The following is a 14,684-nucleotide window of genomic DNA, read 5'->3' on the forward strand; positions in this document are numbered from 1 at the left end:
GATAACCGAGACCGTTGTGCATAATGTTTTAACCGAGATGAGAACATCAATTAATCCAACCAAACAGAATATTTCTGAAATTGAAAACTGGTTAACTCAAGAGTGGAATGATAAAAATGAAGGCTTTTTTACAAATTTGGAAATGATTCCTAAAGCTTTTGAAGAAAACAGAATTAGCATTCTTAACGAAAATGATAAAGCAATAGCATTTGCCTTATTTAGAATTTATGATGAAATGTCTGTAATTGACATTGCAGAAATAGAACCCATTCACCGTGGAAGAGGAATTGCTAGAAAATTTATATTAGACACCTTAGATATTTTGAAGTCAAGAGGTGTCATAGTGGTTAAACTATTTTGTTCTCCAGAAAAATCGGAAGGTTTTTGGATGAAGTGTGGATTTAATAGATTTGAAGTTCCCAATAATTCACAAATTAATATGTACAAAACTCTTATTGATGTATTGAATCCGACTAATGATTTTTTAGATTCTAAACTTGACAAATTAAAATTGTGGGATTGTGAACCTCATTTGACCGACCGAAATCAACCTAAATGGATTTGGGAATTAAAATATAAGAATGATAATAAAACACTGATTAAACCAATAATATGTCCCGCGCACTACGACTGGCAAATTGAGTTAGATAGCAAGAGTAAAATTATCACTGATAAAGTAAAATATTTTCCATTTGATATTTTTGACTCTGGGACATTTATAATTATAAACAGTATTGAGAACATAAAACACTAAGCACAACAACGGTTATCACAAATTACGGGTAGCATTTCAAAGAAAATAATTAAATTAACCAACAATTAAAACCTAAGCCGACAAGTTAGCGTCCCTACTCCCGCAACTTGTGTTAACCGAGACCGTTGGCACGCATGCATAAGATTATGAGTAAAGAAGAATATTTCAATCAATACGAATCATATATCGCGGAGAAAGTTTTTCTTACTGATGAAACTTCTCAAGTAGAAAATGAGACTTATGAAAATATGCTATCATTTACTATTTCTAAAAAGTATTTGGCTAAACTCAAGGTTACCGATTTTATAAGTTTTCTGTCTCGCATAAAGAAGAATAGAAAGTCTCAGCTCAATGTTTCTAAAACTATCTCTGATTTAATTTACTATATATGGCATGATGAGATGGCCGGACAACTCCGAGTAAATTTTATCAATTCTAATCACTCCGAATTACCATTTGAAGCAGATTTAGAATTCACTTCGAACGAAGTTGACATTATTGATGAATTTCTACACTCCGAATATCTTAATGAAATAACCTGGGATAAACTATTTGATGATACCGGAGACCTGCAATACAAGAAAAGCACTGAAATAATTGATTTCAAATTATAAGTTTATAAAGCAATAATTAGAAAAGATGCACGTCGTGCCAACATCGGTTAATCGCAAATAACGGGTATTGCAGAAAAAGTGTAATTTTAGAAACCAGGAAAGAAAATAGTAAATCCGACAAGTCCGCGTCCCAACTCCCGCAACTTGCGATAACCGTAACCGTTATATAAAATTGCACATTTGAGTTTTAATTTAAAAATTTTTTGATTTTGAATAAGAATGAATAACAACATTTCTAATAAAACTGACTATAAAAAGCTTTCTGTTTGGATCTTCTCAATTTTCTGTATCTCGCTTTTACTAATATTCAGTATAACGGAATTCTTGAGAGGAGTTTTAAATGAATGGCTATTTGAAAATAGTAGATTATTTCTAGTGCTACTCACGGTTGGAGTTGTAGTTATGTCATTTATAAACTCTCTGAAACTTCTGAGAAGAAAAGATGCCTCAAAAAATGTGAAATGGATTGTATTAAGCTCAATACCATTTGTACTATTTACGGTCGCTTTCCTATTAGCATTTAACTGGAAGAATATCATAGAATCATATTTCAATTAATATGAACTCCAAACATGTTTTTAGTTTGTGCAACTTTAAATAACAGCGGTTGATCGCAAATAACGGGTTTAACCAAAAAAGTGTAATTTTAGTAACCAGGAAAGAAAAAAGTTAATCCGACAAGTCCGCGTCCCTACTCCCGCAACTTGCGATAACCGCAACCGTTACCTGCAATAGCTCTACCAAGTTTTGGATGAACAAGTAGTAAGAATTTTATAATCTATTCTAATCAAATTATTGCTTAACAGGTCTCGTAAAATTTACCTGACGTAGTGTTATACTATCATTTTGAATTTCCTCTTCATCAATCATAAATATCATAACATCTTCTTCCCAACTATTCTCTTCTTCAAAAGTTTTAGCTATTTTGATATAGGGCATTGTTCTAAAAAGATTAATGTCTAAAGTATTCCTGTTTTTTAAAAATGACTTATGTTTTTGCAAGATCAATGGCGGTTTGCCTCCAAAATGGTTATAAGCCTTTTGGCTTTGATTATAATGTGTAAAACGAAATCTAGTGTCACCATAGGTTTCCTCTTCCATTTGCCTTACCCAATATGCAATTGATTTTTCTAATTTTTCATCGGGAGATCCAGCTTGAACTCCTTTAGTAAAATCAGCTTTTTCCATTTCATCATATCGCTGGTCAAATCTTATGTAAACTGTATCTTTTACTTGAGAAAAGGATAAAACTGGAATTAAATAGAATAGAATCAGAAGAACTTTTTTCATATTGCCCTATATTCGTTTCATTAAATTTTGGAAAAGATACTAATCAAGTAAAGCTTAAAAAAGTACAATCATAATTAGGTAGTCGCTACGGCAGGTAACAACGGTTAATCGCCAATAAGCGGCACCTTTAGTAAGAAAACAATTATCTTGACCAACGAACTAATACTAAGCCGACAAATCCGCGTCCCCTACTCCGCCAACTGGCGATAACCGAGACCGTTATATACAATGGCTCAATAAAACTACTCCAAAAAATTAATTATTTTCCAACCACTGATAAAGATATTGTAGATCATACCCCATTGTAGTAAGATTAGTTTTCAAGTGCATTGCAGGAATTTCTTTGTACTGGCTACGAAAGGTAATTGTACGAAAACAATTAGGGCATTTCCAATGCTCGTGAGAAGTTTTATTATGCCTCTTTTTCTTGCAATTGTGAGCTTCAAGAAATTTTATCCAGTCTTTTACTTTAATTGGCCTGTTATTCCCCAAGTCTAAGCAGTTTCAAGAACGGATTTCTTAACATCTTTTGGAGAATCAAAGTTTTGAAGAACTCCATTTTCATCTACATAAGAAGAAGAATAACGTTTTTTGAAAAATTTATCTCTACTCCATCCTAACTTGCTAAGTTCTCTATTCATAGAAACTCTATCTAACGCAAATAGATCTTCACAAAATAAATCTAAATTATATTTTAAATCTTCTTTTGATTCTTCTTCTGTAGAACCGTAACCTGAAGTGTTAAGTGAAGGAATAACACTTACCCAGAAATCACCAGATTTTCCTGATAAGCAAATAAAATTACCTTTAAGACCATTAGCCTTAACTGTAATTCTTTCATTTTCAAATCTTTCCTCTAGTTCAGTATAAGTTGATTTTGCCATATGTGGATAAAATGAATAATCATTTCGGAACAAATAAATAGATAATTAATCAATAAAACAATATGTAAATTGTTAATTAGTTCAATTAATAAATCTAGTCATTTGTCTATTTAACTTCATTTAAATTACAAAAAATATTTCAAAACAATGATTATAACTAATCGCCACTGTATATAACAACGGTTAATCGCCAATAAGCGGCAGCGTTAGAAAGAAAATAATTAACTTGACCAAGAAACCAATACTAAGCCGACAAATCCGCGTCCCTTACTCCGCCAACTGGCGATAACCGAGACCGTTGTAGCACATTTAATTTTAAAAATTTCGAATTCAATGAGTAAACTAATAATCGATAGAAGATCCGAATTTGCCAATAGAGGAAGAAAAATTGGTTTATACTTAAATAAGGAGAAAATTGGAACAATTGAGAATGGAGAAACTAGGGAATTCGAAATAGAACCAGGACAATATAAATTGCACGCAAGAATCGATTGGTGCGGAAGTCAAAAGGAGGAGATATCACTTAAGGAAGATGAAACAAAAGCAGTTGAACTGACTGGTTTCTCAAAAAATAGGTGGGTTTTACCAATACTAATTTTAATACAATTTATACTTATAGGACTAACCTATTTGATTGACATCAATCTATATTTAATGATTTTCTATTCTGTAGGTGTGATGCTGTATATGTCTTATCAAATAACTTTCGGACGTAATAATTACTTAAAACTTATTGAGAAGTAATTAAACGTGCAACAACAACGGTTAATCGCCAATAAGCGGTAGCGTTAGAAAGAAAACAATTAACTTGACCAACAAACCAATACTAAGCCGACAAATCCGCGTTCCTTACTCCGCCAACTGGCGATAACCGAGACCGTTGGCACCAATTTATAAGAATGATAACAACAGAAGACTTTGAAAATTTTCTTTTACAATCAGAAACTTCCATTCTTGATTTTAAAAAGAAAATGTATGATTTCGAAAATCAAAAACTAAAAGCTAATTCTGATTTAATTAAAGATGTAATATCATTTTCAAATACTATAAGAAACGAAACTTCATATATTGTTTTTGGTATTAAAGAACTTGAACAAGATAAATTAGACCTGATTGGAATCGAGACATCGATAGATGAGGCTGCTTTACAACAGAAAGTTAGTAGTAATGTCTTTCCAAAGCCCTTTTTTAATTTTTATCATATAAATCATCAGGAGAAAATTTTTGGAATACTAGAGTTTCCCGTTCGAAAATTTGATCTACCGTTGACACCAACAAAAGATTTAAAAGGTCTCAAAGCAGGTTCAGTATATTATAGAAATGGAACTTCTAACACTGAGGCAACTGGATTGGACGTTATTAGGATTAATGACTGGTTAAGAAGTTTACCAGAAGAACATATTACCACATCATTTACAGATGAAATCTCGGGCTTAATAAAGCGATTAACTGAAAAACAAGAAAAATTATCGACCGTAATAACTGATATCTTATATACAAGTAAGAAATATAAACTTGATAAACTGAGAGAGTTTTGCATTGCTGAAATTCAAGGGATAAAAACAAATCCAAATGATGATTTTGATTATAGAGTTCATAAGGTTATGATCTCATATATGAATGCGAATTTTGCTCCGAAATTTTATCAAGTAACTCAGAGTATGGTTAGAAAAGAAATGGAGGAACACGAATCTTTTTTTAATACACCAATATTAATTCCCTTTACAATTTTGCAAATAGAAGAACATATAGAGAGGATTACAGCAGACGGCGGAACTAATATTGCTACTGGAACCACGGACACTCAAAGACTTCTAGGAATGGACGAAAAACATGAATTATACATTTACTATTTTGAAGATGATTTTAGAACAATGTATAGAAATATTCGTCAGAAAGCGATTGACTTATTAATGACCGTTTAATAAACAGGTGCCAACATCGGTTAATCGCCAATAGACGGTAGCGTTATTAAGAAAATAATTAACTTGACCAACAAACCATTATTAAGCCGACAAATCCGCGTTCCCTACTCCGCCAACTGGCGATAACCGTAACCGTTCCCAGCAATACCGATGAATAATATTAAACTGAACATTAAAATTTAACTGATGAAATACTTCGAGATTCGTAATTCATTAAATGTTAAGGAGATAGGAAAGTATCCTCAAGTAGAGACTGCAAAAAATAATTGCCATATTTGGGATGATCCAAAATTTATTGAAAGATTCGGATTCGATAGAATAGATAGTGAAGTTATAACATCAAATGCTATATTGCATAAACGAGCTAAAATTACTGATCTAGTAAGTGCATATATTATAGGATTTTCTTTGAAATTATTGATGAGTTCTAAGTTGAAAAATATACTTGAGCAGCATTCTAATTCGAAATTTCAATTTTTTAAAGCTCCTATTATCTATAAAAATGAGTACTATGAAAATTACTGGATAATGCACTCGCATACTTTCAGTTTTAATTATATAGATTTCGAGAAATCAAATTTTGTTTTAAGAAAAAGAAAGCTAGGGGGTGGAACTTTTTTGGAGAATATCGAAATCAGAACAATTGATCAGTTTAAAAAAGTTTTGAATTGTGATTTGAAATCAAAACGTATTAAATTTTTCTGTAATAATGTAATATTAAAATCTACCATAGGTGAAGATTTTTTTTCTTTACGACATGTTTCAGGTGGATTTAAACATTTTGTATCTGAAAAATTAAAGGTGGAAATTGATAAACAGAATTGTACAGGAATTGAGTTTATACCACAACCGATTAACTAGTACAAGCTTTGCTTCTTAAAGAGTATTTCAAAACAATATAATCAAAACGGTACTGCAGGGAACAACGGTTCATCGCCAATAAGCGGCAGCGTTAGAAAGAAAATAATTAACTTGACAAACAAACCAATTTAAGCCGACAAATCCGCGTTCCTCACTCCGCCAACTGGCGATAACCGAGACCGTTGTAAATTATGGCTCAGAATGAAAAACGCACAAAATAACGGCCAATCTGAATTTAAAAACCAACCTCTCGCCACTGTTGCGCTGACTTTTTCAAGATTTTAGTTAAGATCAAAAGCTAGTCAAGCGTGAATTTTATGAGTAAAGTTTAATAGGATGAAAAGTGTGAAAAATTAGATGATCTTAAAACCTGTTCGCGGATTCTTACTCGAACTTAAAAAAAGTAAAAACAGATATATTCAGTTTGTTATTCTGACTTTTACTCAAGTATGAAAAATGGATAACTTGAATGTATTCAGATTGATAAATTAGACTTCCATTCAGACGTAAAAAATGACAAAATAGAATAAGTTTAAAAAATATAAAAACTGACTCTTACTCGAATGTAAAAAACAAAAAAAAGAAGTCAGAAAAGAACAAAAATGATTTAAAAGAATAAGAACAAAACAACATATTCCGAGGATCGCCACAATGTACAACATCGGTTAAGCGCAAATAGCGGGCATTCCATTAAAAAGTAATATTTTAGACACCAAGTAAAAAACAACTAAGCCGACAAGTACGAGTCCCTACTCCACGCTACTTGCCTTAACCAAGACCGTTGTGCAAAATGCATCATTGAAGGAGAAACTAGGAAGATTTAAAACTCAAACATTTATTTGATAAAATTGAACTAGAAACTCTTCTACTTAGAGAGTTCTATCCAAAGAGATAATTCAAATTTCGCTTAAAGAGAAATATCCATCACCTTCAAAGGAATAAAGGTTAAAAGTTACAGTCCAAATTCCCGGAGTTCCGTTAGCTGTCTCGCCTGAAAAAGAATCAGACTCATTATTTGCCCGTAAAGATTTGTCAAGAACAATATTGCCATCAGCATCCTTGACTACCATTGTAAAAATACCATTGCCAGGAGTTGTTATTTCGGCATTGAAATTAGCCGTATCTAATGAATTTTCCCATGAAAATATTCTCTCAGAACTTCCACCATTTCCCGTAAAATTCCCAGTAAAATAACCATAAATACCATTTCCATCTTCAGTTAGAACTGTACTATGAATTTCTGCCTTTAATGACTGACTTAAGTCATTATCATCAGAACTACATCCTATATTCATTGATAGTAAAACTAAAAGGAGAGTAAAAAGAGGTTGTTTGAAAAGCTGTATTTTAAACATCAAAGAAAATTTAAGTTTACAAATAAAGTTATTTAACGAATCGAATCTTACAAAAATTATATATTTAAAAGAAGTATAGTAGAGATGCACGTTGCACAACATCGGTTCATCGCCAATAAGCGGCATCGTTAGAAAGAAAATAATTAACTTGACCAACAAACCAATACTAAGCTGACAAATCCGCGTCCCTTACTCCGCCAACTGGCGATAACCGAGACCGTTGCCCACAATTATTAATTGAGATTTGAATAAAATACTAGCACACATAGATGAGTTCGGAACGAATTCTTTAGAAATAGATAAAGATGGAGTTTCATCTCATTTTTTATTATGTGCGACTTTAATTAAAGAAGAGAATTTAGAATCAGGAGAAAAGATAATTCAAGAAGTTAGAAAAAATCATTTTCAAAATAGTGAGATTAAATCTTCTAATGTAAAAAGAAGAGCTCATACAAGAAGACTTACGATTCTAAATGAACTTAATAAAATTGACTTTTCAATATATCTTTTCGTTGTAGACAAAAGTGAAATAAATTCAGAAGGTTTAAGCATAAAACAGTCATTCTACAAATACTTCAATAAACAACTTGTTTCAGATTTAAATCGCTTAAACAAAAAGATAAATTTCGTTGCTGATGAAATTGGTAGTATTGAATTTCAAAAAAGCTTTAAAGAATATATTGAAAAAGAAATAACTCAATATGATTTATTCAACGAAAATAAAATCTTTGAATTTAGCGATAGTAAAGAGAATAGCCTTGTTCAGTTAAGTGATTTTATAGTAGGATCACTAGCAAAATGTTTTGACAAAAAACACTATACAGAGGACTCACAAGCTTATTTAAATCTATTAAAAGAAAAACTAAACATTAGATTTTGGCCAGATAAAATTTCCAACTATTTAAGAGAAGAAAAAGAAGCTCAAAATTACAATTATAGAATTGCTGATCTAACACTATCACTGGCTCAAAGTTATATTAGAAAGAACGAAAATAAGACTGAGACAGAAATTACCGCACAGATTTACTTATTAAAATATCTGATGCTAATTCAAAAAGTTAGTCCACATTATTTCGTACAAACCCAAGATTTATTAGATAAATTAAAATTTGAGCTAGGAATTGATATTTCAGTAAGAATGTTCAGAAAGAATATTATTGGAAATCTTAGAGATAATGATGTTATAATTTCTAGTTCAAACAGTGGTGGTTACAAACTACCAGTAAATGAATCTGATTTAGTGGAATTTGTCAATAGATATAATAGTATACTGCAACCAATGGTTGCTAGAATGAGAAAATGTCGAGATTTAATATTATTAGGAAGTATGCAAGAAATTGATATTCTTAATTATCCAGAATATGAATCGTTAAAAGATATGATAGAAAGAATAAAATAACTGTGGGCAACAACGGTTAATCGCCAATAAGCGGTAGCGTTAGTAAGAAAATAATTAAATTGACCAACGAACCAATACTAAGCCGACAAATCCGCGTCCCTTACTCCGCCAACTGGCGATAACCGAAACCGTTGGGTACAATTACCAAAGAAAGTGATCAAATGAAGAATAAGATAGTATTATTATCAATTATAACTTTGCTTTTTGGATTTCAGAAACTATTAGGGCAGAATTATCTGAATTATTATCAAACTATAAATGACGCTGAGATTGCTCATTTAGATGGGAATTTTCAAATATCAGATTCATTATATCGTGTCTCGTTCAACTTGGTGAATAAACCTTTTAAAGAAGATTACTTATTAGCAGCAAAGAACTCTGAAATGTTGCGTGATTCGGAAAGGACTTATGAATATCTTAGAAAAGCGATTTCCAATGGATTGTCTTACAAAAGGATGAAAAAACAACTATCTATATTTAAAAAATCAAACAGATGGAAGATTATTAAGAGGGAATATGATTCATTACATAAAGACCATTTGAAAACTCTGAATATTCAATTGAGGAGTGAGATTGCAGAAATGGTAAAAAATGATCAAAAAGCGCGAACTCCAATTTTTGGTAGCTGGCGAAAAATGAGAAAAATTGATTCTTACAATTACAACAGACTTCTAGAAATTATTAAACAAAACAATGACAAGTGGCCGGGATTTTCTGTAATTGGAGAAATTACGCCAAGAGGTAAATATGATGTAACCGAAAATATCACTTTATTACCTTTGCATTTTAGAAAAGAGTGGATAGTTCAATTAAAGCCTTATATGCTAGAAGCTGTTTTGCATGGAGATATGTACCCATACCAATATGCTAGAATAATTGACTATAGAATCGGAAGTGAAGAACAAGAAAATATTGTATACAAGGAAAATAACAGAGTAAAGATTTCTGACAGATGTAATTTGTATGGAACTTATTTAAATGCAAAAGTTTGTGATTGCGAGATAGCAGAGATTGAAAGAAAAAAAATCGGATTCGAACCATTGGAAGATTATTATCGTAAAGTAAAAGGAAATTATGAATGTTTGGGAAATAGGTAACTGTACCCAACATCGGTTAATCGCCAATAAGCGGCACCGTTAGTAAGAAAATAATTATCTTGACCAACAAACTAATACTAAGCCGACAAATCCGCGTCCCTTACTCCGCCAACTGGCGATAACCGAGACCGTTGGCATTAATTTTATAAGAAGTCAAAACTATATATTTCGCATATTGTAACACCACGGATTTTATAAGAAAGTTATATGTTAGCAACCATTTTACAAAACAACCGATTAAATTAATTCAAGTTCTAAATCCCACAACTGGAGCTAATCGAAAGCGATATTGGCAATCTAATAGTTTATATGAAAAAATACATTTTAATACTAATCGCACTCTTAAATAGCACAGCCAGTATATCACAAGAAGGAGATAATAGAAAAATTTTCATTGTCGATAAAAGTAATAATCAACCTATTGAGTACGCACATGTTGTAGATGAGAAAGGTAGAATAATATCAATAAGTGATAATAAAGGGGGATTAAAAATTCCGATTGATAAACAAGATAAAAATGCAAACTTTTTCAATGTTTACCGTTATGGATATGAAAAATTCATTTTCAACTCAAATGAAAAAATAGATACGATTTCTTTATCTCAAAAAATAGAAAATTTAAATGAAGTAGTTATAATTCCTTCAAAAAGCAATATTGTTTTTCTCAAATACTATTTCAAGACTTATGACACAAAAGATGGCACGATAAGACGTTATATTGATGGTATTGTAGAATATGAAATAAATAAAGAAAAAAACAGTATCGACAGAAAGATTTTAGAATATCGTTCCCTGCAAAATGACACTATGATTTCTAATGAAGAAAGCTGGTTTGTTCAAGTTACTTTAGAGGGTACTACAATACCAAATTATAAACTAAGGAGTATTTATGATTTTAATAAGAAATACAATGATTACAAAATAGTTCAATCTGAGAAAGGAATCAATAATCTAATAATTAAGGATCCTAAAACGAGTAAAGAAATAGGCAAAATATACATTGATGATGAAAGTAGAGAAAAGAGTGCTTATTTGTTAGAAGAAAATTATTCCTCTCAAACAAGAAAGGCATATGGTTCAGAAGGGAAAGTAGTACTTAGGTTAGAAGAAGAACATTACGAAAATGTAAACGATTACTTTTTAAAAGATAGGCAAATAATTAAAAAATCATTATTTCGTCAAAAAAGAAAAAAGGAAGATTTTGCTGAATATATATCCTTTTCAAAACTGACCTTTATTGAAAGGTCTCTTGAGTCAAAGGAAAAAGGCGTTAAATTTAGAAGAAGTTCAAGTAATTACACTAATGAATTCTGGAATAATCAAAAATATAGTGAAATATCTAAACCTTTAGTTTCCATTAATAAATTGAACCAGAATTCAAACAAAAACTAAAATAAATTACTCATATTTTCGATGAAATTTTGGTGGAATAAAACTAATGCCAACAACGGTTAATCGCCAATAAGCGGCAGCATTAGAAAGAAAATAATTAAATTAACCAACAAACCAATACTAAGCCGACAATTCCGCGTCTCTTACTCCGCCAACTGGCGATAACCGAGACCGTTAGGCGCAAACCCAAAACAAATGCAGGAACTTCATAGTATTATTTCCGAATTAATAAATTCTAAGAGAGAAGGTGTTTTTTGGGATTTTAAAGAAGATCCTCATAGAAATAAAGCATCACTTTTACACGATATTCTTTGCCTGGCTAATTGCAATTATAACGGAGATAGATACCTAATCTTAGGTGTTAAAGATCCAAAAGACAATTGTGAAATTAAAGGTTTAGAGGCCAATAAAATTGGAAGAAAAACTCAAGTGCAATTAATTGATTTTTTACGAGCTCAGAAATTTGCGGGAGATAACCGACCTGAAGTTGAAATACATACTTTGGAAATTAACGATAAGATTATTGATGTTATAATTATTTTAAATAATCCGATTAAACCATATTACATCGTAGAAACCTATCGTGATCAAGAAAAAAAAGTAGAAGCAAATAACATTTATACGAGAACTAATGATACAAATACACCTATAGATAAGAGCGCAGATATTGGACAGATTGAAAAAATGTGGAAAGAAAGATTTGGTTTAGATATACCACCTTTACAAAAAATAAAACTTCTTTTACGAAAACCAGAGGAATGGTTTAAAGATATAGGTAATAAATCATATGCTTTCAATTTAGAGTTTCCCGAATTTAGAATTGAGTTCTCAGAATTAAAAGAATTTTGGGAGACTTATAGCTATTTTTTCACTAACCCAAAATCTTTTTTGGGAACTGCGACATTCAAGTACCACTCGACTACATTATTTGAGTTAGAGTATATAACTTGTGATGAAATGAGGATTGAGTTTTCTGCACCCTCTCCTACTACTATTTATTTATCCAATTCAAAAGTATATTATTTTCATTATGAATTAGAGAGTGCTAATGGTGCATTTCTTGAATTTTTGACAAATAACTTATCTAATTTAGAATCAAGAGGTTCATACTTCCCATTTATAATTTTTAGAAATCGACAAGAGAGAGAAGATTTTGAAAATTACATTATTAAAAATAGTAAACTATTGGATGAGCTTAAACCATCATTTTCAGCAAAACACGCAAAGAAAATAATGGAATCTAATGGAAAAGAAACGGTTATGGATCCAATAATAGTTGACAAGGTTATACAAATTCACAAAAAATGGGTCAGCGCCTAACAACGGCTCATCGCAAATAACGGGTAGTTGATTGAAAATGGTTATTTTAGAGACTAATTATTAAAAGAACTAATCCGACAAATCCGCGTCCTTACTCCCGCAACTTGCGATAGCCGGGACCGTTAGCTGCAAGTCAAATCAAGATCATGGGTAGACATAAGATGAAATCTGGAATTTGCAGACTTTGTGGTAAGAAAACTATGTTGTCATTTGAACACGTTCCGCCAAAAACCACATTTAATAGTAGTACCAAGTATTCATCAGTAGCATTCGAAGATTTTATCAAAGTTGAAAATCCCATAGCAGATCCTCCAAAAGGAAAAATTAAGCAAGGTGGAATAGGTTACAATTCTTTTTGTGAGAGATGCAACAACTTCTTAGGAGCAGAATATGTGCCAGCCTATAAAAAATGGGTGATTGGGGGATTTGAAATTTTATTAGACAAAGAATATCATCTGCATTATTATACAATAAAACAAGTTGAGCCTCTAAAAATTTTGAAACAAATAATCTCAATGTTTTTAGCAATTAACGATGAATGGTATTTGGACGCTTACCCTGAACTCTCAGCATTTGTTTCTGACAAAGAATCAAAAATATTACCAGATAAATTTAAGGTTTTTAGTTACCTAACTAGAGCCGAAGAAATTAGGTATATGCATCATGTGGTAAAAGGTAATTTGAAAACTGGTACACCTATAAATTGTTCAGAAATAGCATATCCTCCTTATGGTTACGTTTTAACAATTGACTCTCAACAAGAAATAGATAAACTTAACAATATTACTAGTTTTAAAAACTATGATAAACCAATGGATTTAAATTTTAAAATGTTTCAATTATCTATCTATATGCCATTTCCCCTAGATTATCGTACCAAAAGTGAAATTGAGATAGGAATAGAAAATAATATCAAGTTTAGAAATAAGACCAGCAGCTAACAACGGTTAATCGCCAATAAGCGGTAGCTTTATTAAGAAAATAATTATCTTGACCAACAAACCAATACTAAGCCGACAACTCCGCGTCCCCTACTCCGCCAACTGGCGATAACCGAGACCGTTGCCAAGCATTTTGATGAAAAAAATTCTATACATATTGATTCCCGTGTTGACTTTTAGTAGTTGCGAATCATACCAAGAGCAAAAGGAACCCGAGACTCAGAAAATATATTCTAAACGCTTTGAAGAACTAAAAAATGAAGAAAACTTCAGAATTATAAATATAGATTCTTGTCAAAATTTTCAGGAATTAACTTCTAAAATGGGTGAATTTACATGTAATGGTATAATGGCCGGACTAAGTTTTACTATAGATGATAAAGAGTACTTTTTAACTGGATCTTCTGAGTGTCCAACATCTAATATCGTAGTGTGTTATTTTAGTAGAAACATTATTATGATAAAAAATGACTCAATTGTAACCGACTTATTTAATCAAGAGAAAATTCCAATTGAAGATTTGAAAATTGAATTAAACAACATAATCTCTAAACCATATAATTTCAAATATAACGAACAAGTTCTAAAACCTGCTTTAGTTCATTTATATATAGACAAGAATCAAAACATCAATAAAACAAAAAAGGTTTTAAAAGAAATAGTACACAATTTTGAAAAAATAAACTCCAATCAGAAGAATAACTTTTTCGAATACAATGTATTATTTGAACATTTTGATATTACAAATTTACCGCCACCTCCTCCACCGCCTTCTTTACCAAAATAAAGATCAATAGAGAATTTGTAAACAAAACGCTAGGCAACAACGGTTGATCGCCAATAGCCGGCAGC

The 14,684-nt window shown here is 31.3% G+C and carries 14 protein-coding genes; 11 read left to right on the plus strand and 3 right to left on the minus strand.

Going from position 1 to position 14,684, the window contains the following annotated elements:
* Positions 1 to 37 precede the first annotated feature (37 nt).
* Together ABVM50_RS13645 and ABVM50_RS13650 are read left to right on the plus strand one after the other, a co-directional pair.
* Complete coding sequence (locus tag ABVM50_RS13645; RefSeq protein ID WP_405199064.1) at positions 38 to 754, plus strand: GNAT family N-acetyltransferase; 717 nt, start codon at positions 38 to 40, stop codon at positions 752 to 754.
* Positions 755 to 900: 146 nt separating this feature from the next.
* Positions 901 to 1,368 (plus strand): hypothetical protein, encoded by a 468-nt coding sequence (locus ABVM50_RS13650; protein ID WP_405199065.1) that lies wholly within the window; start codon positions 901 to 903, stop codon positions 1,366 to 1,368.
* A 792-nt stretch (positions 1,369 to 2,160) separates the two neighbouring features.
* Here ABVM50_RS13650 and ABVM50_RS13655 read toward each other — a convergent pair.
* Both ABVM50_RS13655 and ABVM50_RS13660 read right to left on the minus strand, forming a co-directional pair.
* Positions 2,161 to 2,658: a hypothetical protein gene (locus tag ABVM50_RS13655; protein ID WP_405199066.1), complete on the minus strand. Its 498-nt coding sequence runs from the start codon at positions 2,656 to 2,658 to the stop codon at positions 2,161 to 2,163.
* Positions 2,659 to 3,152: 494 nt separating this feature from the next.
* Positions 3,153 to 3,542, minus strand: a complete 390-nt coding sequence (locus ABVM50_RS13660; RefSeq protein WP_405199067.1) for a hypothetical protein — start codon at positions 3,540 to 3,542, stop codon at positions 3,153 to 3,155.
* Positions 3,543 to 3,875: 333 nt separating this feature from the next.
* Between ABVM50_RS13660 and ABVM50_RS13665 the strand changes: the two genes are divergently transcribed.
* The 3 genes from ABVM50_RS13665 (at position 3,876) to ABVM50_RS13675 (ending at position 6,328) form a co-directional block, all read left to right on the plus strand.
* The gene (locus ABVM50_RS13665; RefSeq protein ID WP_405199068.1) at positions 3,876 to 4,286 is read left to right on the plus strand and encodes a hypothetical protein; all 411 of its coding nucleotides are present in this window, start codon (positions 3,876 to 3,878) and stop codon (positions 4,284 to 4,286) included.
* Positions 4,287 to 4,441: 155 nt separating this feature from the next.
* Positions 4,442 to 5,467: a helix-turn-helix domain-containing protein gene (locus ABVM50_RS13670; RefSeq protein WP_405199069.1), complete on the plus strand. Its 1,026-nt coding sequence runs from the start codon at positions 4,442 to 4,444 to the stop codon at positions 5,465 to 5,467.
* 186 nt (positions 5,468 to 5,653) lie between these two features.
* A complete protein-coding gene (locus tag ABVM50_RS13675) occupies positions 5,654 to 6,328 on the plus strand; it encodes a hypothetical protein (RefSeq protein WP_405199070.1) in 675 nt (224 codons plus the stop codon).
* 896 nt (positions 6,329 to 7,224) lie between these two features.
* On the opposite strand, the gene ABVM50_RS13680 is transcribed toward ABVM50_RS13675, so the two are convergent.
* Positions 7,225 to 7,683, minus strand: coding sequence for a hypothetical protein (locus ABVM50_RS13680; RefSeq protein ID WP_405199071.1), 459 nt, complete (start codon positions 7,681 to 7,683; stop codon positions 7,225 to 7,227).
* A 244-nt stretch (positions 7,684 to 7,927) separates the two neighbouring features.
* Between ABVM50_RS13680 and ABVM50_RS13685 the strand changes: the two genes are divergently transcribed.
* The 6 genes from ABVM50_RS13685 (at position 7,928) to ABVM50_RS13710 (ending at position 14,619) form a co-directional block, all read left to right on the plus strand.
* On the plus strand, positions 7,928 to 9,082 hold the full coding sequence (locus ABVM50_RS13685; protein ID WP_405199072.1) for a DUF3800 domain-containing protein: 1,155 nt from the start codon (positions 7,928 to 7,930) through the stop codon (positions 9,080 to 9,082).
* 161 nt (positions 9,083 to 9,243) lie between these two features.
* Positions 9,244 to 10,179: a hypothetical protein gene (locus ABVM50_RS13690; protein WP_405199073.1), complete on the plus strand. Its 936-nt coding sequence runs from the start codon at positions 9,244 to 9,246 to the stop codon at positions 10,177 to 10,179.
* 309 nt (positions 10,180 to 10,488) lie between these two features.
* A complete protein-coding gene (locus ABVM50_RS13695) occupies positions 10,489 to 11,571 on the plus strand; it encodes a hypothetical protein (protein WP_405199074.1) in 1,083 nt (360 codons plus the stop codon).
* A gap of 195 nt (positions 11,572 to 11,766) precedes the next feature.
* Positions 11,767 to 12,891 carry a helix-turn-helix domain-containing protein gene (locus ABVM50_RS13700; protein ID WP_405199075.1) on the plus strand — a complete coding sequence of 375 codons (1,125 nt, stop codon included), beginning with the start codon at positions 11,767 to 11,769 and terminating at the stop codon, positions 12,889 to 12,891.
* 146 nt (positions 12,892 to 13,037) lie between these two features.
* Entirely contained in the window at positions 13,038 to 13,832 is a 795-nt protein-coding gene (locus ABVM50_RS13705; RefSeq protein ID WP_405199076.1) for a hypothetical protein, read from the plus strand.
* 136 nt (positions 13,833 to 13,968) lie between these two features.
* Positions 13,969 to 14,619: a hypothetical protein gene (locus ABVM50_RS13710; protein ID WP_405199077.1), complete on the plus strand. Its 651-nt coding sequence runs from the start codon at positions 13,969 to 13,971 to the stop codon at positions 14,617 to 14,619.
* The last annotated feature ends 65 nt before the right edge of the window (positions 14,620 to 14,684 follow it).

Origin of the sequence: Christiangramia sp. LLG6405-1, assembly GCF_045055805.1 — a bacterium.
GTDB lineage: Bacteria > Bacteroidota > Bacteroidia > Flavobacteriales > Flavobacteriaceae > Christiangramia.